The organism is Rhizobium sp. AC44/96 (genome assembly GCF_001692185.1).
Taxonomy (GTDB): domain Bacteria; phylum Pseudomonadota; class Alphaproteobacteria; order Rhizobiales; family Rhizobiaceae; genus Rhizobium.
In genome coordinates this window covers 69,729-95,952 of the sequence record NZ_LXKO01000003.1, presented here as the reverse complement: position 1 = coordinate 95,952, position 26,224 = coordinate 69,729, and the positions used below count along the sequence as shown (strand labels likewise).

General features: G+C 59.9%; 20 protein-coding genes and 1 pseudogene. 2 read left to right on the top strand and 19 right to left on the bottom strand.

Annotation, left to right across the window (positions count from 1 at the left end):
- Positions 1–129: 129 nt before the first annotated feature.
- From A6U87_RS07205 to A6U87_RS07150, 13 genes and pseudogenes are all read right to left on the bottom strand, one after another.
- On the bottom strand, positions 130–1,164 hold the full coding sequence (locus tag A6U87_RS07205) for an aspartate-semialdehyde dehydrogenase (protein ID WP_065690577.1): 1,035 nt from the start codon (positions 1,162–1,164) through the stop codon (positions 130–132).
- Between the two features lie 112 nt (positions 1,165–1,276).
- A pseudogene (locus tag A6U87_RS30100) lies at positions 1,277–1,502 on the bottom strand (hypothetical protein).
- Positions 1,480–2,655 (bottom strand): OpgC family protein, encoded by a 1,176-nt coding sequence (locus tag A6U87_RS07195; RefSeq protein ID WP_244499440.1) that lies wholly within the window; start codon positions 2,653–2,655, stop codon positions 1,480–1,482. The pseudogene A6U87_RS30100 and the gene A6U87_RS07195 overlap by 23 nt, the downstream one beginning before the upstream one ends.
- Before the next feature lie 152 nt (positions 2,656–2,807).
- Positions 2,808–11,327: a glucoamylase family protein gene (locus A6U87_RS07190; RefSeq protein WP_065690575.1), complete on the bottom strand. Its 8,520-nt coding sequence runs from the start codon at positions 11,325–11,327 to the stop codon at positions 2,808–2,810.
- A 362-nt stretch (positions 11,328–11,689) separates the two neighbouring features.
- Positions 11,690–11,854, bottom strand: coding sequence for a DUF1328 domain-containing protein (locus tag A6U87_RS07185; RefSeq protein ID WP_065690574.1), 165 nt, complete (start codon positions 11,852–11,854; stop codon positions 11,690–11,692).
- A gap of 115 nt (positions 11,855–11,969) precedes the next feature.
- Positions 11,970–12,134: a hypothetical protein gene (locus tag A6U87_RS30095; protein ID WP_198928683.1), complete on the bottom strand. Its 165-nt coding sequence runs from the start codon at positions 12,132–12,134 to the stop codon at positions 11,970–11,972.
- 123 nt (positions 12,135–12,257) lie between these two features.
- Positions 12,258–12,443, bottom strand: coding sequence for a hypothetical protein (locus A6U87_RS07180; RefSeq protein WP_065690573.1), 186 nt, complete (start codon positions 12,441–12,443; stop codon positions 12,258–12,260).
- A 161-nt stretch (positions 12,444–12,604) separates the two neighbouring features.
- Positions 12,605–13,354, bottom strand: coding sequence for an ABC transporter ATP-binding protein (locus A6U87_RS07175; protein WP_065690572.1), 750 nt, complete (start codon positions 13,352–13,354; stop codon positions 12,605–12,607).
- The gene (locus A6U87_RS07170; protein ID WP_065690571.1) at positions 13,351–14,184 is read right to left on the bottom strand and encodes an ABC transporter ATP-binding protein; all 834 of its coding nucleotides are present in this window, start codon (positions 14,182–14,184) and stop codon (positions 13,351–13,353) included. Before A6U87_RS07170 ends, A6U87_RS07175 begins: the two co-directional genes overlap by 4 nt.
- Positions 14,181–15,113 (bottom strand): ABC transporter permease, encoded by a 933-nt coding sequence (locus A6U87_RS07165; protein WP_065690570.1) that lies wholly within the window; start codon positions 15,111–15,113, stop codon positions 14,181–14,183. The genes A6U87_RS07170 and A6U87_RS07165 overlap by 4 nt, the downstream gene beginning before the upstream one ends.
- On the bottom strand, positions 15,110–16,177 hold the full coding sequence (locus tag A6U87_RS07160; protein ID WP_065690569.1) for an ABC transporter permease: 1,068 nt from the start codon (positions 16,175–16,177) through the stop codon (positions 15,110–15,112). The genes A6U87_RS07165 and A6U87_RS07160 overlap by 4 nt, the downstream gene beginning before the upstream one ends.
- Positions 16,178–16,195: 18 nt before the next feature.
- A complete protein-coding gene (locus A6U87_RS07155; protein ID WP_065690568.1) occupies positions 16,196–17,839 on the bottom strand; it encodes an ABC transporter substrate-binding protein in 1,644 nt (547 codons plus the stop codon).
- A 45-nt stretch (positions 17,840–17,884) separates the two neighbouring features.
- The gene (locus tag A6U87_RS07150; RefSeq protein WP_065690567.1) at positions 17,885–18,943 is read right to left on the bottom strand and encodes a dipeptidase; all 1,059 of its coding nucleotides are present in this window, start codon (positions 18,941–18,943) and stop codon (positions 17,885–17,887) included.
- A gap of 247 nt (positions 18,944–19,190) precedes the next feature.
- Here A6U87_RS07150 and A6U87_RS07145 point away from each other — a divergent pair, with 247 nt between their 5' ends.
- The gene (locus tag A6U87_RS07145; RefSeq protein ID WP_065690566.1) at positions 19,191–19,700 is read left to right on the top strand and encodes a DUF1993 family protein; all 510 of its coding nucleotides are present in this window, start codon (positions 19,191–19,193) and stop codon (positions 19,698–19,700) included.
- 4 nt (positions 19,701–19,704) lie between these two features.
- Here A6U87_RS07145 and A6U87_RS07140 read toward each other — a convergent pair whose 3' ends face one another.
- Both A6U87_RS07140 and galE read right to left on the bottom strand, forming a co-directional pair.
- Entirely contained in the window at positions 19,705–21,225 is a 1,521-nt protein-coding gene (locus tag A6U87_RS07140) for an alkaline phosphatase family protein (protein WP_065690565.1), read from the bottom strand.
- Positions 21,226–21,234: 9 nt separating this feature from the next.
- Positions 21,235–22,218 (bottom strand): UDP-glucose 4-epimerase GalE, encoded by a 984-nt coding sequence (gene galE, locus A6U87_RS07135; protein ID WP_065690564.1) that lies wholly within the window; start codon positions 22,216–22,218, stop codon positions 21,235–21,237.
- A 351-nt stretch (positions 22,219–22,569) separates the two neighbouring features.
- Between galE and A6U87_RS07130 the strand changes: the two genes are divergently transcribed.
- Positions 22,570–23,352 (top strand): class I SAM-dependent methyltransferase, encoded by a 783-nt coding sequence (locus tag A6U87_RS07130; protein WP_065690563.1) that lies wholly within the window; start codon positions 22,570–22,572, stop codon positions 23,350–23,352.
- A 148-nt stretch (positions 23,353–23,500) separates the two neighbouring features.
- Here A6U87_RS07130 and A6U87_RS07125 read toward each other — a convergent pair whose 3' ends face one another.
- Genes A6U87_RS07125 through A6U87_RS07110 form a run of 4 tightly spaced genes read right to left on the bottom strand, consistent with a single transcriptional unit; the run spans position 23,501 to position 26,136 of the window.
- Positions 23,501–24,154, bottom strand: coding sequence for a CDP-alcohol phosphatidyltransferase family protein (locus tag A6U87_RS07125; protein ID WP_065690562.1), 654 nt, complete (start codon positions 24,152–24,154; stop codon positions 23,501–23,503).
- Positions 24,138–24,548: a hypothetical protein gene (locus tag A6U87_RS07120; protein ID WP_065690561.1), complete on the bottom strand. Its 411-nt coding sequence runs from the start codon at positions 24,546–24,548 to the stop codon at positions 24,138–24,140. The genes A6U87_RS07125 and A6U87_RS07120 overlap by 17 nt, the downstream gene beginning before the upstream one ends.
- A complete protein-coding gene (locus A6U87_RS07115) occupies positions 24,545–25,495 on the bottom strand; it encodes a phosphatidate cytidylyltransferase (RefSeq protein ID WP_065690560.1) in 951 nt (316 codons plus the stop codon). The genes A6U87_RS07120 and A6U87_RS07115 overlap by 4 nt, the downstream gene beginning before the upstream one ends.
- Positions 25,492–26,136, bottom strand: a complete 645-nt coding sequence (locus A6U87_RS07110) for a lysophospholipid acyltransferase family protein (RefSeq protein WP_065690559.1) — start codon at positions 26,134–26,136, stop codon at positions 25,492–25,494. Before A6U87_RS07110 ends, A6U87_RS07115 begins: the two co-directional genes overlap by 4 nt.
- Between the last annotated feature and the right edge of the window lie 88 nt (positions 26,137–26,224).

Genomic DNA, 26,224 nt, shown 5'->3' with positions numbered 1-26,224 from the left:
AACCCTGTTCTCGGCGATATTGTGACGCTTACGCTTTTGACAAGCGCGGGAGGCCAAAATTGGCATCCCGCACCTAGAATAAGCTGTCGCTTTAAAAGCGGGCTTAGCGCATCGTGGTTAAAAAATGGTTCAGGCAGCCTGCTTGCGAGGCTTCAAGAGACCACGATTGACGAGCAATTCCGCGATCTGGATCGCGTTCAGAGCAGCGCCCTTGCGAAGGTTGTCGGAAACAACCCAGATGTTCAGGCCGTTCTCGACCGTTGCGTCTTCGCGGATGCGCGAGATGTAGGTCGCATCTTCGCCGGCTGACTCGTACGGCGTGATGTAGCCACCGTTCTCGTGCTTGTCGATGACCTGGCAACCCGGTGCTTCCCGCAGGATGTCGCGCGCCTGATCGGCCGTGATCTCGCTCTCGAACTCGATGTTGACGGATTCCGAGTGACCAATGAAAACAGGTACGCGCACAGCCGTGCAGGTCACCTTGATCTTCGGATCAAGCATCTTCTTTGTTTCTGCGAGAACCTTCCACTCTTCCTTCGTGTAGCCGTCCTCCATGAAGACGTCGATGTGAGGGATGACGTTGAAGGCGATGCGCTTGGTGAACTTCTTGTTTTCGATCGGATCGGCGACGAAAACGGCGCGCGTCTGATTGAACAGCTCGTCCATACCGTCCTTGCCGGCGCCGGAAACGGACTGGTAGGTGGATACGACGACGCGCTTGATCTTGGCGAAGTCATGCAGCGGCTTAAGGGCCACGACGAGCTGGGCGGTCGAGCAATTCGGATTGGCAATGATATTGCGCTTGGTGAACTGTTCGATGGCGTCCGGGTTCACCTCCGGAACGATCAGCGGCACATCGGCGTCGTAACGCCATGCGGAAGAGTTGTCGATGACAACGCAACCCTGCGCACCGATCTTCGGAGACCACTTCTTCGAAACCTCGCCGCCGGCCGACATCAGGCAGATATCGGTGTCGGAAAAGTCGTAGTTTTCGAGGTTCGCGACCTTGAGCGTCTTGTCGCCGAAGGAGACTTCGGTGCCCTGCGAGCGCGAAGAGGCGAGCGCTACGACTTCATCGGCGGGAAAACCGCGTTCGGAAAGGATATTGAGCATTTCCCGGCCCACATTTCCGGTCGCTCCCGCAACTGCAACTTTAAAACCCATTTCTCAAGCTCTCTTTCTCTTCTCTCCTCTTGTCCGGTGAAGGGAAAGGCGCGAAACAATCGCGGCTTTCTGTCCCCAGCCGGGCCGGGGAGAGAGCGGCAGGCCAGAGACGTCAGACGGTTTTCGTCGTCGTTTTGGCCTTGGTTTTGGAAGAAACCGGAACGGCAATATCCACCCCGGCACTCCGTGCCCGGTCATTGCGTGCAGCAATGGCTTGTTCTTGGCGAACCATGGATATTCCCTTTTCCATCGCTGCTCATAAAAGGTTTTCCACAGGAGTCAAGGTTTTTGCTGCGTCGCGTCGGCTTGGCGAGGCTACCGTTTGTGCTCCATACCACGCATCCCGTCCGCGCGAACGGGGATCGGTTGCATGGGGCCATGGGCCAGTCGTGGCGGGCCGTCGCGGCCGAGCTTGCGCTTACGCTCGAGATGGTAGGCATAGGCAAACTGAACGACGACGCCGAGAACGACGAAGATCGGGCCGACAACCTGATCGCGGTTGTTGATGTAGAGCAGCACCTGTCCAGCCATTGCCAGGATCGTCCCTGCAACGAAGATGTTGAGGGAGTGGCGACCGAGGACGACCAGCGCATTGTCCTCGGAGCGGCGCAGGATCCGCGACATCACGGGGATGTTCAGCACCAGATAGGTGAGCGCCAGCACATGCAGAAGCCGCGGTAATGACAGGAATGTCTTGTCGAAGCCTGTCAGCACAGGCGGCAGCCCGAGGGCTGCAAGCGCATTGCCGAAGCTCCAAAGCTGCCCGACAACCCAGACGAACGACAGAAGCACGTAGCCGGTCGCGAGCGTCATGAGAAGCGGGTGGCTCGGCAGCGTGCCGCCCCGGCGCACATACATCATCCCGACGATGCCGATCGTGAACAAGAACTGCCAGGAGAGCGGATTGAGGAACCAATAGCCCTCGATCAATAGATTGTGAGGGGCAATCTGGTAGATGCCGGCAAGCAGCCACACGGAGCCCGACACGGCCAAAGCGAGAAGCGGGCTCCTCGCGTCGAGCAACAGGATGATCGGCACCATCAGCATCAAGGAGCCGTACATGGGCAATATGTTGTTGTAGCCTATCTGGTGTCCGAGCAGCAGCAGCGATGGGATGCCGGCTTTTAGATTGGTGAGAATTGCGAGGATGTTGATCTCGCAGAGAAGCCCCGGCCTATGAAAGACCCAGGCACCTACAATGAACATGGCAAGCGTCATGAACGTCGTGATCATATGGGCGAGGTAGAGGGTAAAGGCGCGTTTCGTTGCCTTCTTTGCGGTTTCTAGCCAGGCGCCAGGCTGAAAACGCGAACCATAGGCCAAACCGACCGCGATTCCCGAAATGAGGACGAAGGCCTCGGCAGCGTCCGAGAAGCCGAAATTCTTCGTGGTGAGATTCTCGAAAATCTGGCCGGGAACGTGATTGATGAAAATCGTGATCAGAGCCAACCCGCGCAAAACATCCAGGCGGGTATCGCGTTGGGACCGCATGGCAGTCGCAAAACTGCGACCTGCGCCGAAGGTTCTCTCGGGCGTTGCTACCATTGACCTCTCCTGCTTCCGTATTGCAAACGCGGTTGCGGCCAAAAGGTTTCCCCTTTGGCCGCAACGAATCGCCGGATCATAAGCGTCAGCTGGTGCTGTTATCCGACCGGATATCCCTCATCGGGATCGGGGACTTCGCGTCCGTTGATGGCGACATCGTAGCCCCTCTGATGGGACGATTTTGAGACCGAAATGAGGTATTTGCTACCGGCATGTTCAATCTCTGCGGAGAAGCCGTCCCAGGCGCTTGGAAGTGCCGGGCGAACATGAAGCCGCCCATTCTTCAGCCGGATACCGAGAAGGCCTTCCACCGCTGCGCGGTATAGCCAGCCGGCCGACCCGGTGTACCAGGTCCAGCCGCCACGGCCGGTCAGGGCACCTTCGCCGTACACGTCCGCGGCGATGATGTAGGGCTCGACGCGGTAGCGTTCGGCTGCCTCAAGGTCGCGTGCGTGGCTGATCGGGTTCAGCAGTTCGAAGCAACGCAGCGCGTCGTCGCCGCGGTTGAGTTCGGCAAGCGCCATTACCACCCAGGTTGCTGCGTGGGTATACTGGCCGCCGTTCTCGCGAACGCCCGGAGGATAGGCCTTGATGTAGCCGGGATCCTTGGCCGAATTGGCGAAGGGCGGCGTAAACAGGCGGATGATGCGCGCCTCGTTGTCCACCAGCTTGTCGAGCACCGATTCCATCGCCTTGGCCGAATGAGCGGGGTCACCCTCGCCCGACAGCACACTCCAGGACTGCGCGATCGAATCGATCTGGCACTCGAGGCTTTCCTTCGAACCGAGCAGGCTACCGTCGTCAAACGTTCCGCGACGATAGTAGGAGCCGTCCCAGGCGGCGGTTTCGAGCGCTGTCTTTAGCTCCTTGAGATGCTTGGTCCAGCGTTCCAGGCGGGCGGTGTCGCCGCGTTCTTCAGCATAGGCGCTGAAGGAGCGCAGTGCACCGGCGAGGAACCAGCCGAGCCAAACGCTCGTGCCCTTGCCGCCGATGCCGACCCGGTTCATGCCGTCATTCCAGTCACCGCCCAGGAAGAGTGGGAGACCGTTGCTTCCCTCGCGGGCGATCGCCAGGTCGAGTGCGATGGCGGCATGTTCGTAGACGCTGACCGTGTCTTCCGAGACTTCCGGCTTGTAGAACGAGTCGTGTTGGCCCTCGAGCAAGGCAGGACCTTCAACGAAGGCGAGCTGCTCGTCGAGGACGCTCTTGTCGCCCGTTACTGTGCAGTAGTGATGCACGGCATAAGCAAGCCAGACGACGTCGTCCGAAATCAGCGTGCGCACGCCGGCGCCCGTTCCCGGCAGCCACCAGTGCTGCACGTCGCCTTCGCGGAACTGGCGGGACGCGGCGTTCAGGATCTGCTTGCGGGCAATCGACGGCTCATGCAGCACGAAAGCCAGCGTATCCTGGAGCTGGTCACGGAAGCCGAAGGCACCGCTTGCCTGGTAGAACGCCGTGCGTGCCATAATGCGGCAGCCAAGGCTCTGGTATGGCAGCCAGGTGTTGATCAGATTGTTCATGCTCGGATCCGGCGTCGAAATTTGAAGCTTGCCGGTAAAGCCTTGCCAGAAGGCGCGGTTTGCTTCGACCACGTCGTCGAACTGGGTTGCACGAATATCCGTGATCAGCGCTCTCGCTTCTTCGCGTGTCTTCGTGTCACCCAGGAAGAGCACAACATCGCGTTCTTCGCCGGCGGCGATCTCGATATCGATCGCCAGTGCCGCTGCGGGATCGCCATCGAGCTCGGTCGCTCCGGAAAGTGCCGCAGCAGCCTGCAGGGCCTTCGGCGAGTGGATCGTACCGGTCTTGCCGATGAACTCGCGGCGGCTCGCCGTGAAGCTCGACGGTTTTTCGCTTGCGGCGAAGAACGCGACGCGGCCTGAATAGTCGATGCTGTAGTTGTTGCCGGCAAACAGAGCGCCCGTTTCCGCATCATGCTCGGAGAGAATGAACGGCGCGGTCTTCTGCGTATTGTTGCCGAGAACCCATTCGACGTAGCCGTAGAGCCGTAGCTTGCGGGCGGTCGAACCGGTGTTGCGCAGACGCAGGCGCTGGAGTTTCACTGGTCGTTCGCGATCGACCGTCTGCGTGAGTTCCAGGCTTATATCGTTCTGGTGGCTGGAGAACACCGAATAGCCAAGTCCGTGGCGCGCTTCGAACCGGATGTCCGGGCGGCGCGATAGCGCTGCGTACGGCGTCATCACGGCACCACTGTCGCGATCGACAACGTAGATGGCCTCGCCGGGACGGTTGATCACGGCGTCGTTCGACCAAAGCGTCAGCTGATAGTCACGCGAGTTGGTGCTCCACGTGAAACCAGCACCTTCCGCGGATACGTGGAAACCGAACTTCTCGTTCGAGATCACGTTAATCCAGGGCTGAGGCGTGAAATGCCCGCCCGGAAGACGCACGACGTACTCGCGGCCATCGTTGGAGAACCCGCCGAAGCCGTTCCAGAAGCTGAGATCGCCCTCGTCCTCAATCACCACCATGGGTATGGCGGGCGGTACGGCCGGCGTGGCTCGCTTGCTGTGGGCCTTTGCGCGGTCGGCACGCTCCAGCTCCTGCTGCTCTTCCTTGGACGGTGCAAGCAGCGCCGCAGCACGGTTGATCTGATCGATGATCTTGCCGTTCTTTGCATGGAAGGTCACCCGCGACGCCGAAATCAGCGCGTGGTAGGTCGCCTCCTCCATCAGGTCCTTGCGGACCGTGAAGATATGCTGGCGCAGCCCGTCGGCTTGGCCGAGACGGCGAACATTCTCTGCCAGCTGATCGACGGCGTGCTGCATGTCCTGGGCGTACGAGGACGCGCGCTCGTTCATGATGACGAGATCCGCCGTCACGCCGCGTGAACGCAGATATTCCTGGGCCAGCAGCGCCTCGCGGGCGATGTCGAGGTCCATGTCGTCGTTGATGCGCAGCGTGAAGATCGGGAAGTCACCCGAAATGGCCAACGGCCAGAGGGATGACTGGGACTGCATGCCGGCTTCGACCGCTGCTGCATCCGCGCGCAGATGCATGTCGGGGTAAACCAGATGGCGGCCGAGATGCTGGAAGGCGGCGGCCTGCTGCGAGGTCACGCCGACGTGGCGCATCTGCACCTGGGTGCGGGTCCATGCCTGGACGAGTTCGTGGTTGAACGCATCGGCATGGCGATACCGGCTGACGGCCTGATCGACCTCGTGTCGGCTGGGTGCAGCAATCGTCCAGAAGATGACGCTGACCTTCTTGCCGGCCGGGACACGCACCGTGCGGCGAAGCGAAAGAACCGGATCGAGGGTAAAGCCGTCTGTGCCCGAGAGCGTCGCGCCCGGGTCAAAGGCTGCGGCGTTTGCAAGACTGCGGCCGCGACCGAGGAACTTGCGACGGTCGGTTTCGAACTCCGTGTGACGGGTTGCGCCGGCGTTGTCCACGATGAGATGGGCGACAGCCATGTTCGGCTCGTTCGGATCACGCTTGTTGCGTTCGGCGCGAATGACGTCGCCGCGCTTGCCGATTTCCGTCTTGACGAACATCCGGGCAAAAGCGGGATGCGCGTTGTCGGCGTCGTCGGTGGCGAGCACCGGCTCCAGGTACGAGGTCACTTCGATGAAGCGATCTTCGAGGCCGGTGTTAAGCAGCGTCAGACGACGTCCTTCGGCGTCGTGCTCCGTCGCAACAATGCACTCAACTTCGCTGGTCAACTCACCGACCGTTTTGGTGAATTCGGCCTTTTCGTCCGCAAACTCCACCTTGACCTGCTCGCCTTCGATGCTCTTCGGCTCGCTGGTCGCCGACCACCATTCGTTGGTCGCGGTGTCGCGCAGGAAGATGAAGGTTCCCCACCGGTCTTCGGTCGGATCTGCCTTCCAGCGCGAAACGGACTGGCCGTTCCAGCGCGAATAGCCGGCGCCGGTCGCGGTGAGCATGAGCGAATAGTGACCGTTCGAGAGGAAGACGAGTTCGCGTTCGCGCGACGCCGGATCGTAGATCTTGCGCAGCTCCGGCCGCAGCAGGTCGTCCTGAATGCTTGCCGGCGTATCGGACTCGTGCTTGCCGCTCATGACCGGGATATCGCGCGGCGCCTTTTCCTGCAGCAGCAGTTCGGCCGCCTCGATGACAGGATCGGAGTGGAAGAGCTCGCGCAGGTGACCGTTGAAGGCCACGTTGGCAACAGCTGCGATCGACATGCCGTGGTGGTGGGCATAGTAATTGTAGACCACCGCGCAGGTCTTTCCTTCCGGCACGCGTGTCGGCGTGAAGTCGACGGCGTCATGGAAGCCATATTTCCCGAGAGCACCGAGCTTGCGCAGGCGCTCGAGGTTTTCGATCGCTGCCGGCGGATTGTATTGGCTGGCGAGGATCGATGCGTAAGGCGCGATGACGGCGTTGTGGCCAAGGCCGCGCTTCAGGCCGAGCGAAGGTACGCCGAAGTTGGTGTACTGGTAGTTCAGGTTATGGTCGCGGGCGTTGAAGGCCGCTTCGGAGATGCCCCACGGGATGCCCAGTTTGCGGGCGTAGTTCATCTGCTCGACCACTACGAGATTGTTGGTCTGGTTCAGAATGCCCCCGCCACGTTCCTGCATGACCAGAGGAGGCATGAGGTATTCGAACATGGATCCCGACCAGGACACCAGCGCGCCGCGCGAGCCGACCGGAACGACCTGGCGGCCGAGGCGATACCAATGCTCCGTCGGCAGATCGCCCTTGGCAATGCCAAAGAGGCTGGTCAGGCGGCATTCGGATGCCAGAAGGTCGTAGCAGGCCTGATCGAGCTCACCGCTTTCCACGCGGTAGCCGATCGACAGCAACCGGCGCTCCGGGCGGAAGAGGAAGCCGAAGTCCATCGAGAAGGCGAGGTCGCGTGCCTTGTCGCGAAGTGCGATGAGGCGCGGACGCAGTGCGTCGATATTCGCAAGATCGAAGGTGCTGTCGGAGATATGAGCTTCGCAGACCTTGACCAGCGATTCAGCCCAGCGGGTAACCTCGGCGCTCAGTGCGGATTTCACTTCGTGGTCGAGGTTTGCAGCGAGCTTCTGGATGTCGCGTGCCAGAACCGAGAGGTTGATGATGCGGATGGAGGCGAACTCGTGTTCGCGCTTGACGGCGGCCAGTGCGTTCTGGAAGCCGATAATGCGTTCTTCCAGGCGGCGGCGAAGCGGGCGGACCGTCTTGCGATCGTCCGGCAGCTCGGCGAGCACCTCTGCGAGGATGCCGGCCGTATCGCCAACACCGTCGAGATTGCCTTGCATGTGTGCCGAGGGCGCTTCCGCCCAGTTTCGGCAGGCGGACGAGATCGCAATCAGATGACCAGCGAGGTTGCCGCTGTCGACCGCCGACACGTAGCGCGGGCCAAGCGTCTGCAGCGTGTCCGTGTGGTACCAGTTGAACAGGTGGCCACGGAACTTCTCCATCTTGTCGATCGTCGCAATCGTCTGCTCGAGACGCTCGATCGTTTCTTCAAAGGAGAACCATCCGAAATGGCGACCGGATACGACAGAGAGGAGATAGACGCCAATATTGGTTGGCGACGTACGGGTCGCGACGATGACGTGAGGCGTTTCTTGGACGTTATCCGGCGGCAGGAAGTTCTGTTCGGCCGTGGTGAAGGTTTCGAAGTAGCGCCACGTGCGGCGCGCGATCTTGCGAAGCTCGTTCGAAACCGAGTCGGCAACTTCCAGACGGTCTTCCGTTTCGGCGGACTGGCTCACGTAATAGGCCACCACGGGTGACAGTATCCACAGGACGGCAAAGGGAATGCCGACCAGGAAGGCCTTGTCGCCGGAGAGGTAGGCAAAGGCGAGTGCCAGCACGGCCAGAACGGGTGCGTGCCACATTGCCTTGTAGTAGGAGAGGATCGTTCCCTGTCTGCCGGCCTGAACGCTGGCTGCGGTGCGCCACTGCAGCATCAGCTTATGGCTGAAGAACAGGCGATAAAGGGAGCGACCGATCGCATCGGCCATCATGCAGGCGGAGTCGGCAATGAAGACGATCCGCAGGGCCACCTGGGCGTTGGCGGCACGGATGTCGGACCAGACCGTGTATAGATGCGCGCGCGCGACGATATCGCTGGTGCGCGGGATGATGCCATTGATGAGCGAGAGGGTTGGGGCGACGAACAGGCAGAAGATCAGAAGAATCTGCCAGATCAGGGCGCCGAGCGGGTCCATGAAGTACCAGCCGAGCACTGAGGCGAAGAACCAGGCGATCGGCGTTAGCGAGCGGCGCAGATTGTCGAACATCTTCCAGCGGCCAAGGGCCGTGACGCCGTACTTCGGATTGAACATGTAAGGCAGAAGCTGCCAGTCGCCGCGCGCCCAGCGATGCTGACGCGAGGTTTCGACCTCGTATCGGGTCGGGAAGTCCTCGACGAGCTCAAGATCCGTGACCAGCGCGCAACGAGCCATGGAGCCTTCGAGAAGGTCATGGCTGAGGACAGAGTTCTCCTCAATGCGGCCCTTCAGCGATGCTTCGAAGGCATCGACATGATAGAGGCCCTTGCCGGTAAAGGTCCCCTCGCCCGCGAGGTCCTGATACACGTCGGACACTGTGAAGACGTAGGGATCGAGGCCGCGGTTGATGGAGAATACGCGCTGGAATACCGAGGCATCCTTGCCGGTTGTCAGTGATGGCGTCACGCGGGGCTGCAGCACGCCGTAGCCGCTTTCGACGCGTCCGGTCTCCGGGTTGATTACCGGGCGATTGATTGGATGGTAGAGCTTGCCGACGAGCTTGGTGACGGCATCGCGCATCAGGCGTGTGTCGGCATCGAGCGTCATAACGTACTGGACGTTCTCGGGCACGATGTTTGCGCCCGGAAGGTAGGTGGTGTCGCGGTCGCCACGCAGCAGCAGGTTCAGCTCGTGAAGCTTGCCGCGCTTGCGTTCCCAGCCCATCCATGCACCTTCCGACGGATTGTACAGGCGGCGGCGGTGCAGCAGATAGAAGCGGGTCTTGCCATCATAGGCGTAGCGTGCCGACAGATTGGCCACTTCGCGCCGCGCATAGTCCAAGACTTCCAGGTCGGCTGCGGTTTCCTCGACCTGGCTGTCGGGCCAGTCGCTGAGCAGCGCGAAATAGATCTCGCCCCGCGGGTTGGCGAGGTAGTGGACTTCGAGGTTGCGGACGAGTTCATCCACGCTATCGCGGTTGGAGATGAGGCACGGCACGACCAGCAGCGTGCGAGCGTCTTCCGGAATGCCTTCCTTGAATTCATAGCCAACGAGGCGAGCGGGCGTCACGAAGAATGACAGCACCGTATTGAAGAGGCCCGTCGCGCCTTCGGATGCCGGCAACGAGAACATGATCAGTAGAAGAACGATTTCCGCCGGTCCCATGCCCGCATTCGCCATGAAACGGCCAACGATCACCATCGCGAGAATGGTGAGCAGCAGGACCGGAACGGCGATCGACAGCCAGTTGAACTTGCGTACGGTTCGGACGAAGTGCTGCGTGATCGTCGGACGGTAGTTCGACCGCGCCTCCAGCTTCGGTCGGTGCATACCGGTCAGGAAGCCGCCGACATTGGGCTCGTGTGGTTGCTCTTCACCGGAGGTCTTGGCTTCCTCCGTCATGTCGAGCGCGAGCTGTGCGATCTCCATTTCCGTCATCGTCGAGCGCTTGGCCAGCTTCTCGATCTGCTTGCGGTACTTGTTGCGCGAGCCGGAATCGAGATCGCCGTAGTCTGAGTGGTCCCACAGCAACTTGTCGACATGGCTGACCTGCTCGACCCACACCGACCATTCGGTGTCGTCGATCTCGCGCAGGCTGCGGATGATGTTGCCCATGGTGACGTTGCCGGAGGACAGACGGCTGTGTTCAGCCATCGTGGTCTCTTCGGTGTCGCGTCCAAGGCTTCCGAGTCGTTCGTCAAGCCAGGCGATTGCGACGCTTGAGGCCTGCGAACCATCGCGCATGCGATAGAGGAACTGCGTCGAGAAGGTGTTGTCCTCGGCAAGCGGCTCCAGCGTCTTGAGATATTCGGCGGCCTTGGCAGGGTCGGTCAGCCGCACAAGTTCATCCGCAGCCTCGTTGGCGCGGCGGCGCATCCGCCGGCTGCGCTCGACGCGAATTGAGATCCGACGAAGATTTTCGACCAGAACGTAGCGTACCAGCGACGGGAGCGCCCAGAGCTCGCCAATCCGCAGTGTCTCCGTTGCCTGGAAACCGTCCACCAGTGCGGTCAGGCTTTCTTGGGAGATGGTGCTGTGGGTATGGGCGACATAGAGCCAGGCCAGTGCGAGCGTGCGCGGGATCTGGGTGCCGTTCAGGCTGATTGTCGGCAGTTCGCGATAGAAACGCTTCGGAAAGTCGCGGCGAACTTCCTGGATCGCTTCCTCGACGATGTAGTGGTTGTCCAGCAGCCATTCGGCAGCAGGCGTGATCGTCTCACCGGATTCCACATCGGCTGCGGTTGTGCGGTAGACGCGCAGAATCTCTTTTTCGTTTTCCTTGTGCCGCGCGAAAAAGTCGAATGGCGCAAAGGCTGGCAGCGAACTCACGCCGTCCGTCGCTATGGACGCGCCCATCGCCTTAATGTCTTCGATGGAAAGATAGGTCGATCGGATCGAGTCGTTGTGATCGATCTGCTTCGATTCAGACTCGCGGGACGGAGTCGCAGGCGTGGCGGATATGGACATGGTTCGGTTCTGGATCCAAACGAAGTTGTGGTAATTGTTTCGCCTTTTGCACTGCCAAGTATGACTGCCGCATGAACGACGCTGAGCTATGTCAGCGGGGGACAGCAACAAAGCCAACGGCAATCAACAGACGATGCGAATCGATTTAGACGCGGACTGTCGAGCAGATGGGGAGAGAATCTGGTTAATGGCGTGTTCTCCCCCACAGAGCCAATCCGGAAAGTTGGACACTATTGCAATAATTCAAGTCAAGAGCTTTCGCTGAGGCTGTCTCTCGAGCATCAAATTGATGAAGTGGGGGTCTGCTGGACATGAAAAATCCGGCGCCTTTCGGACGCCGGATCTGTCTGATTTTGTTGTGATCAGGCTCTGCGCATCAAGCGAGCGATCAGCGAAACGACAAACAGAATCAGGAACAGGAAGAAAAGTACCTGGGCTATCGAGGCTGATGCGCCTGCAATACCGCCGAATCCGAGGACACCAGCGATAAGCGCTACAACAAGAAACACCAGTGCGTAGTAAAGCATTGCGTTCTCCTTGGTCATTGATGACAGGATAACGGCGACCGGTGTTTTTGGTTCCACCTTGGGAAAGAGGATGTTTTTAAAGTAGAAAAGCGGGTTCCAACGGCGCGCAGCCGGTTTAGCCGATCAATCCGCAAACGACAGCCGCAACGAAAACGAACGCCGCCGCAACGAGCGTCGTGTGCAGGACGCGTTGAATTCGGCTGCCGGCCGCTGCCGGCTTCTTCGATCGCACGGAACCATACTGGTTCACATGAGTATGCGAAATACCCAAGTCTGCCATGTGTCGCCTCCGTGTTCTCCAAGCTTCCACGTGGAGCTTATTTTCTTATATTGTCTATCTAGTTGGTAGAGATAAAATTCCACCAGCCGCATTGCGATGAGAAAATCGTTTCGTGCCTGCGTTCTAGCAGAGCGTTCTCCAGGCCCAGATCAGCGAGCGTTCAACGACGTTGTCTTGATGGGCGATGTTCGATGTGTCGAGCAGGCGCCGATCGCGTTCGGCGGGGATCGATGCCGCGCTTTTCGCGTCCTTGTCGGCCTTGGCCGGAGGCGCGAGGTATCCCATGGTCATACCACCGAGAAAGAACATGCCGCATCTCCATGATCACGAAAATTAACGCTCGTTAACGGGATCATGACAGAAGTAAGGCAGCTGTCAATAGTCTAGTCGAATGGTCGTGTTTTAACGGGGCGTTATCCCTAACGCCCCGCGGTGGTTCAAGAAATTCGATGACTTGAAAACACTGGCTTTCAGGCCTTCACGAAGCCCTTGCTCGCGAGCATCAAATTTTTCGTGTAATCTTCGTGAACCGCGGCCTGCGCCAACTCCGTTGCCGTCAGTCGCTCAACGACCGCGCCATTGCGCATGACGGCAAGCCGCTCGCACATGTGCGTGATGACGCCGAGGTCGTGGCTGACCATGACGAACGTCAGCTTCCGGTCGCGGCGGACCTGTTCCAGGAGGTTCAGAACCTCTGCCTGCACGGAGGCATCGAGCGCCGATGTCGGCTCGTCCAGCAACAGAATGGACGGCTCGACAATAAGCGCACGGGCAATGGCAACACGCTGCCGCTGGCCGCCGGAGAGCTGATGCGGATAGCGAAAACGAAAGCCGTTGCCGAGCCCGACTTCGTCCAAGGCACGCGCGATGCGGGTTTCACTGTCGCTGATACCATGGATCGCCAAAGGTTCTAGAAGGAGCCGATCGATGGTCTGCCGCGGATGCAGCGAGCCATAGGGATCCTGAAAGACCATCTGCACTTGCCGATAGAAGGCCTTGCTGCGTTGCGCGCCAACCAGTTGTTCGCCGTGTATCCTGATCGCCCCGCTTCTCACCGGTGCTAGGCCGGCCACGGCACGCAGCAGGGTCGACTTTCCTGAGCCGGATTCGCCCACGAGCCCGAAGGAGTCACCGGGCTCAATATCGACGCTGACATTCTTCAGCGCGTGGAAGTGGTCGTAAACGACGCTCAATGCGTCGACGGAGAGTGCTGCGCTCATGCCGCCCACTCCGGTTTACGGTCCAGCACCGGCAGGGGATGCCTGTTCTCACCAATCTGCGGCATGCAATTCAAGAGACCTTGGGTATAGGGGTGCTGGGCGTTACGCAATTCGGACGCCTTGAGTTCCTCGACTACCTTGCCAGCATACATCACGATGACACGGTCGCAGAAGGAAGAGACGAGGCGCAGATCGTGCGACACGAAAATCAGGCCCATGCCGCGTTCGGACACCAGCCGATCCATGATCCTGAGCACGTCGAGCTGGACGGTGACGTCGAGCGCTGATGTCGGTTCGTCGGCAATCAGCAGTTCCGGATCGGCGATCAGCATCATTGCGATCATCGCGCGCTGCCCCATGCCACCCGAGACTTCGTGCGGATAGAGATCGAAGACGCGTTGCGGATCGCGGATCTGCACCGCTTCCAGCATCGTCAGCGCGCGATCACGCGCTTCGCCCTTGCCGACCTTTTCGTGTGTCCTTAGCGTTTCACAGATCTGCCTGCCGATGCTCATGACCGGATCCAACGAATACTTCGGATCCTGCAAGACCATGGCAATGCGTTTGCCGCGGAGAAGGCGCCGCTGCTTCGCCGGTGCGGACAAGAGGTCGATGCCATTGAAATCCAGCGTATCGGCGGTCACGATGCCATGCGGCGGCGTGAGGCCCATGATCGCGCGTCCGGTCTGTGATTTTCCTGAGCCGGATTCGCCGACGATGCCGAGCCGCTCCTTGCCGAGCGTGAAGGATACCCCGCGCACGGCTTCGATGACGCCGGTACGGGTGGGATAGCTGACCTTGAGGTTCTTGACTGTAAGAAGCGTGGTCATCGTCCGCTCTCCTTCGGGTCAAGCGCATCACGCAATCCGTCACCCAGCAGGTTGAAGCCAAGGCTGACGATCAGGATCGCGATACCGGGCATTGCCGCCACCCACCACTGGTCGAGGATGAAACGGCGTCCTGACGCAATCATCGCGCCCCATTCGGGCAGCGGAGGCTGGGCGCCGAGGCCGAGGAAGCCGAGGCCGGCGGCCGTAAGGATGATACCGGCCATGTCGAGCGTCACGCGAACGATCAACGAGGAAATGCAAAGCGGCATGACGTGGCGAACCACGATCCGAAGAGGAGAGGCCCCCATCAACTTGACCGCCGAGATATAATCGGAGCGGCGCACGGTCAGGGTTTCGGCGCGTGCGATACGCGCGTAAGGCGGCCATGAGGTGATCGCGATCGCGATGATGGCGTTCTGGATGCCGGGTCCCAGCGCGGCCACGAAAGCAAGCGCAAGCACCAGCTTCGGGAACGCGAGAAAGATGTCGGTGATGCGCATCAGCACGGCGTCCACCCAGCCGCCGGCGTAGCCGGATACCGTGCCGACGATCAGCCCGATGGGTGCTGATATGATGGCTACAAGGACCACGACCAGCAGGGTCAGGCGCGAGCCGTAAATCAGTCGCGAGAAGATGTCGCGTCCCTGGTCGTCTGTTCCAAGCAGATAGCCGGCGGTGCCAGGCGGGAGCAGGCGGGCGTTCTTCAGGTCTCCGACGACGGGCGAATGCGTGGCGATAAGATCGGCAAAAGCCGCGACGAGAAGCAGGGCGACGATAATCAGCAGCCCGACAACGGCCAGTCGGTTGGCGGTGAACTGCCGCCACGTGACATAGGCGCGTCCAAGGCGTGCCTGCGTGCGCGATTGCGGGCGGTCGGAAAGCAACCACTCGCGGCGGCTCAATGGCGCTGTTTGGTTTGGAACCGTCATCGGTTTCGCGTCCTTGGGTCAAGCGTCCGATAGAGAAGGTCAGACAATAGATTGATGCCGATGAAAACCGTGCCGATGACAATCGTGCCACCGAGGACTGCGTTCATGTCCGCGTTCTGGAGCGAATTGGTGATGTAGAGACCTATGCCCGGCCAGGAGAAGACCGTTTCCGTCAGGACCGATCCTTCAAGCAGACCGGCATAGGAAAGGGCAATGACGGTGACCAGCGGCACGGCGGCGTTGCGGAGCGCATGGCCCCAGATAACCCGGGTCTCGGACAGCCCCTTGGCGCGCGCGGCAACCACGTATTCCTGACTCAGTTCGTTGAGCATGAAGCTGCGGGTCATGCGGCTGATGTATGCGAGCGAGAAGTAGCCGAGCAGCGATGCCGGCAGGATGATGTGGCGGAAGACGTCGTAGAAGACGTCCCACTGGCCCTGCATGGCGCTGTCGATCAGATAGAAGCCGGTAATCGGTGTAAATGTGTATTCGAACACGATATCGATACGGCCCGGGAAAGCGACCCAGCGCAGCTGAGCGTAGAAGATGACGAGCGAGATCAACGCGAGCCAGAAAATCGGCACCGAATAGCCGACAAGACCGATCACGCGCACAATCTGGTCGACGAAACTACCGCGCTTCACAGCGGCCAGTACGCCAAGAGGCACGCCGATGACGGAGCCGATGATCGTGCCGAGCGTCGCGAGCTCGACCGTTGCCGGAAAGGCGCGGCGAATGTCGACCATCACGGGGTTGGTCGTGAGCACCGAGGTGCCGAAATCTCCCGACAGGATGCTCTTCAGATAGATGTAGAACTGCTGATAGAGCGGCAGGTCGAATCCGAGCTCGTGGCGCACACGCTCGACAACATGCGACGGTGCGCGATCGCCCAGGATCGCCAGAACCGGATCAATCGGGACAACCCGGCCGATGAAGAACGTTACGGCCAAGAGACCGAGATAAGTGGTCACGGCGGCGATGAGAAATCGCCCGACCGCCTTTGCAAATGGAAGAGCACGGCCCTGTTTGGGCCGCGCCTCCGTCGTTGTTTCGACGATGCTCAATGGATCAATCCTGCCGGATCATTCCTTGCCGATCGGACCGACATAGTTCGTGTCGAAGCTCGGTCCCAGCTTGAAGTCCTTGACGCTCTTGCGATAGCCGGCCACTTCCGTCTGCTGGAAGATGATCACGAACGGGCTGTTCGCCAGGAACTTCTTCTGGATGTCTTCGTACATGGCGGCACGCTTGGCGCTGTCACGCTCGAGAAGAGCTGCCTTCGTTTCCTTGTCGAGTTCCGGTGCTTCCCAGGTGTTGCGCCAGGCAAGGGTCTTCACCGTGCCCGCATCCGAATTGTCGGGGTTGGTGGTGAAGGTATCCGCGTTCGAGTTCGGGTCGAAATAGTCGGAGCCCCACTGACCGATGTACATGTCGTGCGTACGAGCTCGATACTTGGTCAGGGTCTGCTTGCCGTCGCCGGGGATGATTTCCATCTTGATGCCGGCCTGGGCGAGCGACTGTTGCATCGATTCAGCGATGCCGGTTACCGGCTGCGTGTTGCGAACATCCATGGTCACGGAGAAGCCATCCTTCAGGCCGGCCTTCGCCAGGAGTTCCTTCGCCTTGGCGACGTCGAACTTGTATGGGTTCTCGTTGAGCGCGCCAAGCTGGCCGGTCGGCAGGAAGGTCTGGTGGATCTCGCCGATGCCCTTGATGAGCGTCGAGCCGATCGCGTCGTAGTCGACCAGATACTTGAAGGCTTCCTGGACTTCAGGCTTCTTCAGGTTCTCGTTCTTCGAGTTGAGGCTGACGTAGTAGACAGTGCCCTTCGGCGCGCTTGCGGAGGCAAGGTCCGGGTTCTTGGCGAGCGCTTCGAGATCGCCCGGCTCGAGATTGCGGGCAATGTCGATATCACCGGCTTCGAGGGCGAGGCGCTGAGCTGAGCTTTCCTTCATGAAGCGGTAGATGACGCGGTTGAGCTTGGCCTTGTCACCATAGAAGTTGTCGTTGCGCTCGAGAACGACCACTTCGTTCGCGCGCCATTCGCGCAGCTTGTAGGCGCCAGAACCAGCATAGCCGGTCTTCAGCCAGTCGTTGCCGAAGTCGTTGTCGTACTTGTATTCAGCGGTTGGCGTAACCGGCTTGACGTGGTCGAGGACGAGCTTCTTGTCGACAACCGAGGCCACAGTCGCGGTCAGGCAGTTCAGGACGAAGCTCGGTGCGTAAGGCTTGTCGACGGTAAAGACGAAGGTGTTCTCGTCCGTTGCCTTGGCCTTTTCCGTTACGTTGTCGCCGGTGATGCCGAACTGCGTGATGATGAAGGCCGGGCTCTTGTCGAGCTTGACAGCGCGCTCGAAGGACCACGCAACGTCTTCCGCGGTGATCGGATTGCCGGAGGCGAACTTGAGGCCGGACTTCAGCTTGAAGGTATAGGTCAGGCCGTCGTCGGATACCGTCCAGCTGTCGGCGAGATCGCCCTTAATCTTCGAGGTGTCGCTCATGTCGAGGCGAACGAGCAGGCTATAGGTGTTGCTCGTGACTTCGGCGGTCGAGAGTTCGAACGCTTCGCCCGGATCCATGGTGATGATGTCATCGATCGCGAAGCCTTCAACGAGCGTGTCCTTCGGCGTTTCAGCGAAGGCAGCCGGTGCGGCAGCCATCAGGATGGCGAGCGCTGCGCTTGCGGAAAGCGCGCGGAAAGATCGGTTCATTTTATTCAGCATCATAATTTTGTTCCCCTGTTTTTCAATTTAAATACAAAGATATCAGTCCTAGGCGCCCTCTTCTCCCCACGCCGAAGCCAGAATTCGAAGCCAGTTTTCGCTGGCGATTTTTTCTAGATCGCTGCCAGAATATCCCGCGCGCTGGAGGGCTGCAATCAGCCTTTGGTTGCCGGCTGCGTCGCCGATTTCGTCGGGAATCGTCGCCCCGTCGAAGTCCGATCCGAGAGCCACGCAATCGATGCCGACGCGCTCGACGAGATAGTCGATGTGGCGGATCATGTCGCTCAGCGGCGTATCGCCATCGGAGCGGCCATCGCTGCGAAGCATTGCCGTTGCATAGTTGATCCCAACCAGGCCGCGGCTTTCCTTGATCGCGTCGAGCTGCTTGTCCGTCAGGTTGCGGGCGACCGGCGTCAGCGCGTGGGCGTTGGAATGGCTGGCGACAAGCGGTCGGTCCGTTGTCTTTGCCACATCCCAGAAGCCCTTTTCAGTTATGTGGGCGAGGTCGAGCATGATGCCGAGACGATTGCACTCGCGCACCAGCGCAAAGCCCGCATCCGTCAGGCCGGGAGCCGTATCCGGCGACATCGGGAATGCGAAAGGAACGCCGTGCCCGAAGATGTTGTGGCGGCTCCAGACGGGACCAAGCGACCGCAGACCGGCGGCATGGAAGACCTCGAGCGCGGCGAGATCGGCGCCGATCGCTTCGCAGCCTTCCATGTGCATGACGGCGGCAAATACGCCGTCCGCAATCGACCTCCTGATGTCCGTGACCCTGCGGCAGAGGCGCCAGGCGCCGGCACGGTCGAGCCGGAGCGCGATCGCGGCCATTTCGGTTGCCGTCCTGAGCGAGGGAAGCGGATCGAGCGGCGCTGCGAGCGGCGTTACATAGTGGCCGCTCTTGTCGGGATCCGCAAAGACTAGGTCGCCCGATGGCACATAGATGGCGCAAAGCCCGCCAACGAGCCCGCCTTCCCTTGCACGAGGTGCATCGATGTGGCCCGAATCCGTTCCGTTTGAAAACTCAGCGACTGGATCGCCGCCCTCTCGTTCATGTGTCCAAAGCCGGAGAAGAACGTCGTTGTGTCCGTCGAATACGAATTGCATTTGTGTTCCTGTGTGCCCGGGCGGGCGATACCAAGCGGGCAGAATAGAAAAGATGGCGGAATACGCCACCCCCCTTCTCGAAAAATTTTTCATCGGAAAGAGGGTAATCGGGGTGGTCAAACCGCTTTCGGAGGCGTGGCGCGAAGTAAAGAGATCCGATCGCGGGCGCCCGGTGAAAATGTCGTATAGGCAGCCTATATGTCAGCGCGGCAGCGGCAATCGATCGACTGCCTTTATGGAGAGACAGATGCCCATTTCGATGTATCGCTTGACCGTACCATTGTTTCAGCGGGGCCTGGACACCCTCGATGCCTATCTCGACAAGGCAGAGAAATTCGCCGGCGAAAAAGGCACGGATCCTTCCGATCTGGTCGCCGTTCGCCTCGCGCCAGATATGCTGCCGTTCTCGGGTCAATACCAGCGTGCCACCGACAGCGCGAAATTTGCGATCGCGCGCCTGACCGGAACGGACGCGCCGAAGTTAGATGATAATGAAACGACGATCGCAGCGTTGCGTGAGCGGGTGGCGAAGACTCGTGCCTATCTGGCGACCGTTGCCCCGGATGCGCTCGAGGGAACCGAGACGCATGAGGTCGTCATCTCGCCCGGCGGCAACAAGACCACGTTCCGCGGAGACGAATATCTCGCGACATTCGCGCTGCCGAACTTCTATTTCCACATTTCGATGGCGCACGCGATCCTGCGAAACAAGGGCGTCCCGGTCGGCAAGATGGACTATCTCGGTCGGTTTTCCTGACCTGTCAGGGCCGGTGTGAAACCGGCCCTCTTTCCGTCAGTTCGGTGTAGGCGAGTGTCTGATCGAGGTGGCGCGCACGAAGGGACAAGAGCTTCTCGGCGTAGGCCAGCCGGATCGCGGTATAGGCCGGATCGGCTGCGAGATTGTTCAGTTCCATGGGGTCGCTTCGAAGGTCAAAAAGCAGCGGAGGCAGCGCGGTGAAGTGGACGAACTTGAACTGTTCGTCGCGAACCACCGCAAGGCTGCATTCGTTGGAGCGAAGCCCGAAATGGCGTTCAGCCGTCTGATGGACGATGTCGCGGAAATCGAACTCCCAAAACGCGGCGTCACGCCAGCCATCGCTTCTGCCCGATTGAACGAAGGGCATCAAGGACTGCCCGTCCAGACCGTTGCGGGGCACGATATCCAGGCGGTCGCAGAGCGTCGGAAAGATATCGGCGGCGCTGGTAAACTCTTTGACTGTCGTTCCCACTATTGCCGATCGCGGATCACGGATGATCAGGGGCACGTGGTAGCTTCCGTCGAAGAAACCGCCCTTCCCGAACGTCCAGTGATCCCCAGCCATCTCGGCATGATCCGACGTGAATATGATGACGGTGTCTTCCCAGGCGCCCGAAGCTTTCAGTGCCTGCCAGATTTGTCCAAGCTGGAAATCCACTTCGGCGATCATGCCGTAGTAGATGGCGCGGATTGCCGAAAAGTCGGCGGCATTCCAATCGCTGATGGGGCCGGCGCCACCATGCATCGCGCTGCCCTTGCCGACCCTGGGCATCGCGTAAGACAGGTAAGGGTGAGATTTTTCCTCGGCCTCCCGGTTTTCGGCGCGGGCGAAGGCCGGTCCGTCGCTCGGCGCGAACATGCCGTTGAACGGGCTCGGCGCAGAAAAGGGCGGGTGCGGACGCAGGAAGGAAACGTGGGCAAACCACGGCGCTTCCTGCTCGCCAAGCCAACGTATGAACTCGCCTGTGAGAAACGCGGTTTGTGTCTCGTCCTTGGAATAGGCTGTCGGCGCGCTGGAAATCTCGCCCGGACGGGCGCCAACCGGAATATGAATGTCTCGGCTGGTTGCGTCCGCATGCCCCCGCATGCGCAGCCATGATAGCCATTGCTTCTCATGCTCTGGCAAAAGCTGCCGTGCAGTGAAGCCGGGGAGCAGGCCCTCGTAGGTCGTCAGATGCGGATCGCTATTGTCCAGCGCCCGCGGGTCGGGCGCCGTGTCGGTATAGCCGAACAATGTGGGATCATAGCCTGCGCGTCTGGCAGCCAAGGCCAGATTATCGAAGCGCGCATCCAATGGGGAGCCGTTGCGGCAGACGCGATGGTTCATTTGGTAGAGACCGGTGTAAAGCGTCGCCCTCGCCGGCGAGCAGGGCGCAGTGCCGGCATAGTGGTGGGCAAACAGCGTGCCTTGCGCCGCAAGTGTGTCCAGGTTCGGGGTTTTTACGCAGGCGTGGTCGACTGCTGAAAGGCAATCACCGCGCCATTGGTCCGCGGTGATCAGGAGAACGTTGGGTTTGCCGGACATTTGCGGCGCTCAATGCTGGTTTGATTTCGCGTGCCAGTTCCAGGCCGAGCGGATGATTTGCGACAGATCATGCTGCGGCACCCAGCCGAGAACTTCCCGGGCCTTGTCGTTGTTGGCGACCAGCGTGTGGGAATCGCCTTCGCGGCGTCCGACATACTCGACCGGGAACGGCCGTGCCGACACCTCTTCGATGGTTGAAAGCAGCTCCTTGACGGTCGTGCCGGTCCCGGTTCCCAAATTGAGCGCGACAGACTCTCCTCCCCGCAGCAGATATTCGACCGCGCGAACGTGAGCGTCCGCGAGATCAAGGACATGGATGTAGTCGCGCACGCAGGTGCCGTCACGCGTCTCATAGTCGCTGCCGAAGACCTTGAAGCCTTCGCGCCGACCGAGCGCAGCATCGATTGCCAGCGGAATGGCGTGGGTTTCCGGCTGATGCCATTCGCCGATTCGCCCCTCGAAATCTGCGCCGGCCGCGTTGAAGTAGCGCAAGACCACGGATCGAAAGCCCGTGTACCGGTCGTAGTCGGAAAGCGCCTGCTCGACGATATACTTGGTGCGTCCGTATGGATTGATCGGCACCTGTCGATGTGTCTCGTCGAGAGGGACGCTTTGCGGAAGGCCATAGGTGGCGCAGGTCGACGAGAAAACGAACGCCTTGATGCCTGCGTCTTGGGCGGCTGCCAGCAGTGTCAGCGTGCCGATGACGTTGTTTTCATAGAAGGCGACCGGATCCTTGACCGATTCGCCCACTTCGATCAGCGCCGCAAAATGCAGAATGGCCGCTGGCTTGTGCTTGGCGAGGACTTCATCGAGGCGGCTCCGATCGCGAATGTCCCCCTCCTCGGCGGGACCCCATTTGACGAACTCGCGATGTCCGTTCGAGAAATTGTCGAAAACGACCGGCTTGAAGCCCTTGTTCGCGAGATCGAGACACGTGTGCGAGCCGATATACCCAGCACCGCCGACGACCAGAACTGTTTCACCTGCCATGTACCACCTTCTGTTGCCGCATAAAAACAGACGTAGGAGTAGGGCAGCTGGATGGCGATAAAAAGAAGAAACTGCCCTGCGACGACATTCTTTTCGTCTTGTTATCGTTGGGATTAGCAAATTGCCTTTTCGGAAGAAACTCCGAACGGCGATTTTTCTGATGGTGGCGTTGCGTAACAAGAAAATTGAAGTATCGGCAACGCTCGCGATCTATTCTGTCTCTCTTCAGGTCATGAATTTTCGGTGTTTTTGGTTGAAAGGTATGTTGTTCTGCTGTTTGCTTCTTACCATTCGTTGCATTTGTCTTGAAATGCGAATTGGTTTCGCCGGTGAGATCGAAAGTACTTTCCGATGGATATCGCGCTTCGAAAATTCATATTTCGCGATCTGCGAGCGATAAAGGGCTACATAGATCCTCCGGATGCGCTTGTCTTTCTTTCGCTTTTGCGCAGCCAGGAGGCGGCTGGTCTCAACGGAGCGGTCGCCGAGATTGGCGTCTACTTTGGCCGGTCTTACTTTCTCTTCCGGAAACTATGCGGCGGCGGCGCAAAAATTGTTGCGATAGATCCGTTCGACATTCCCGGGCGCGAAAATGGGCGGGGTCAGTATGAGGCTTTTATCGAGAACGGCCGCCGATTGGGACTGCCGGTGGATGAGGAGCTGGTCATCAAGCGTGACAGCACGCAGGTAAACGCGACTGACATCACGGAGAAGGCCGGCAAGGTCCGTTTCTTTAGCATCGATGGGGGCCACATGCTTCGTCACGTGCTGTCAGATGCCCGCTTGGCAGCGGAATCGCTAGCCGACCATGGGGTCATCGCCTTTGACGATACCTGCAATCCTGCGTGGCCGGAGGTAACGGTCGGTGTTGCCGACTTTCTGAGAGAACAGCAGGGTCGCTTCGCGAGCTTCTGCATGACCAAGTACAAAACCTATGTCTGTCGGCAGTCGTTTCACGGGCTCTATTCGCAAGCAATCGCGACATCGCCGGATCTTCTCGCCTTTGGCCATGTGCAGACCGAGTTCCTGGGATCGCAGGTCACCCGACTTGAGAATCCGATGCGGCGCCGGATCATGCATGAATTTCTGGTTCGTTCGGGAATGGGCGGGCTATCCGAGCGGGCCTACCGATAGCAAGAGCAGAGCTATAAAGGGAAAAGCGCCTCGCCGAAGCGAGGCTAGTCCAAGGCCGCTTCGGGGAAAAGAAGAAGCAGCGCGGTTGTTCTATGGCGATGTCGTTTTGCTGCAAAGCGCAGTTTCGCCCATTTTGGTACGCTTCATGTCAATGCTTGGCGTTATCCGCGTTGAGCCGGCCAATGAGCGTGCGGCTGCGACGTAGGGCCGTCACCGCCGCGCCTATTGCAACCACCAAAAGGGCTATGATCAGGACTTCGTTGCGGCCTCCCCAAATCGGCTCGAGGACCGAGAGGACCGCTGCTGCGGTGATGGTCGCCATGCGATGCTGCTTTGCCATCGGCCCGGAGAAATCGCTGGACATTCCCGTCGCCCGGCCGAGTTCGCGGACATAGGCGGTTAGCACCGCGAACGCCGCCGCGGCCCATCCAAGGCCGGGCATGCCCGCGCCCATGCCTGCCCCCGCGAAGATCAGGATGTCGGCGACGCGGTCGGGAAACTCATTCCAGAACGGTCCGTCAGGCGCACCTTTGCCGCCTTCTACAGCGACCATGCCGTCGAAAAGGTTGCATAGCAATCTGAGTTGGCAGAAGGCGGCTGCGAGCAAAAGCAGGACTATGCGTGTCGGTCCGAGGCTCGTTCCGGCAAGAAAGAATGAGCAACCGGCCAACGCCGCCGCAACCATACTGGCCTGGGATATCTGGTTGGGCGTCACGGATTTCGTGACGAGCCATTGTGCGATCGAGCGCGCCCAGTGCGTGTCGCGGCTCGCCAGTGGTCTGCGGTCACCCGATTGCGTCATTGGATCCCCTCTTTCGGTATAGCGAATAATTGTAGATCGCAGCGTAGCTTGTCGACACGGTCAGCGGGAGCGCGACCGTCTTCAGTATCTCCGGTGTTCCGCTCATCGCGTGGATTGCGACCAAGGCGGCCGCGGATGCCGTGCAGGCTATCAGCGGCGGCGCCCAAAGTGCCGGAACGCCCGAGAAACGCTTTGAAAGGTGCTCGATGACGGTTTTCAGAAACAGCGTCAGGCAGGCTGACAAGGCGCCCTGCACCAACCCCGCAAGGAGAGCCTTCGGCAGAGAGTGCGCTCGGTTGGCGAAGACCGCCCAGCCGCCCATCGCAAGGAACGCAAACAGGACGTGCGTTACCGTGCTGCGCGCGATGCGATCGAAGGCCGTGTCGCCGCTCACGTGCTCGACCACCAGTATCGAACCAGATGGAAGAAGATCGGCGCGGAGAACACGACCGAATCGAGCCGATCGATGAGGCCCCCATGCCCCTCGATGAGGTTGCCCCAATCCTTGACGCCACGGTCGCGCTTGATGGCGGACATGACCAGCCCGCCAAAGAAGCCCATCATCGTGATGACAAACGCAAGCAGCCCCGCCTGGAGCGGCGTAAACGGCGTGATCCACCATAGGCCGGCACCGATCAGCGTGGCGCTGGCGACGCCACCCACGAACCCTTCGACGGTCTTTGAGGGGGATAGTTTGGGCGCAATCTTCGTCCGGCCGAAAAGCTTGCCCCAGACATATTGAAGGACGTCGCTCAGCTGAACGATGATCACCAGGAAGGCTATCAGCAGGACGTTCCGGCCCTCGTAGCCGGCTATGTTCAAGGTCAGCAGAGCCGGTACGTGCGAGGCGCAAAAGACGCAGATCATCAGCGCCCATTGCACTTCGGCGATCCGGACAAGAAATCGCTCCGTATCGCCGCGCAGGACCGAAATGATCGGCATAAGCAGGAATGCGTATACCGGGATGAAGATTGAAAAGATCCCGTACTGTCTCTCCCAAAGGAGAAAATACTGAAGCGGCAGGACCACGAAGAAAGCGGCGGCCAACGCCCAGTGATCTGCTCGCTTGGTGTTTGTCAGCGTGATGAATTCACGCAGAGCGGCAAACGAGCAGAAGCCGAACAGGAGCAACACCCCGATCCGACCGGCGAGAAAGGCAAGGCCGATCAAGGCGGCCATGATCCACCATGCCTTGATCCGGGCGTTGAGATTCTCGATCGCGGCATTCGAGCCGTTGGGCGAAAGACGGTGGTGCAGGATATAGCCAACCGTCGATGCGACACAAAGCACGCCAATAATGCCGAGCACGAGTGTCCATAGATCGGAGTTTACCTGGCTCATTCGTTATCGCCTGTATGTTTCGGACAAAGGGCAAGAAGGGCGTTTCGCGTACGCTCGAGGAAGTCCTCTTTGCTTTCGCCTGCGGCAAGGTGCATGGGGCTGCCGAAGGCGACGCTGCACATGAAGGGGATCGGCACGATCTCTCCCTTCGGCATGACGCGATTGAGGTTGTTGATCCAGACCGGCACTAAATGGACATCAGGGCGCGCGGACGCGAGATGAAAGAGGCCGCTCTTGAATGGAAGGAGGGTCGCGTCGGTCTGATTGCGCGTTCCCTCGGGGAAAAGAATCAACGAGGAGCCGGCGTCCAGCGCCGTCGCCATGACCTCGATCGGATCGTGAGTGCGTTTGTCCCGATCGCGCTCTATCAGCACCGCGTTGAAGACATCGCGGCCGATGAACCTGTTTATGGAGGATTTGAGCCAGTATTCGGCGCCGGCGACTGGCCGGGCAGACTTCCTTATGCGCGGCGGCAGGACCGTCCACACGAGAATGAAATCGCCGTGGCTGCAGTGGTTGGCAAAATACACGCACTGACCGTCGGGAATGCCCTCGCTCGGCCAGATCGCGCGGACCGCGGTAATGGCGCGCGCAAAGAGAACAATTGCCGTGGCTACAGGCTTCGCGATGACCGCGCGCATCAATCCCCCTCATTCCCTTGATGCCGCCGACGGCACGTGAAAGGTGTAATCCTCTTTGCAAGCGAGCAAAAGCCCCCGCCCCACCATT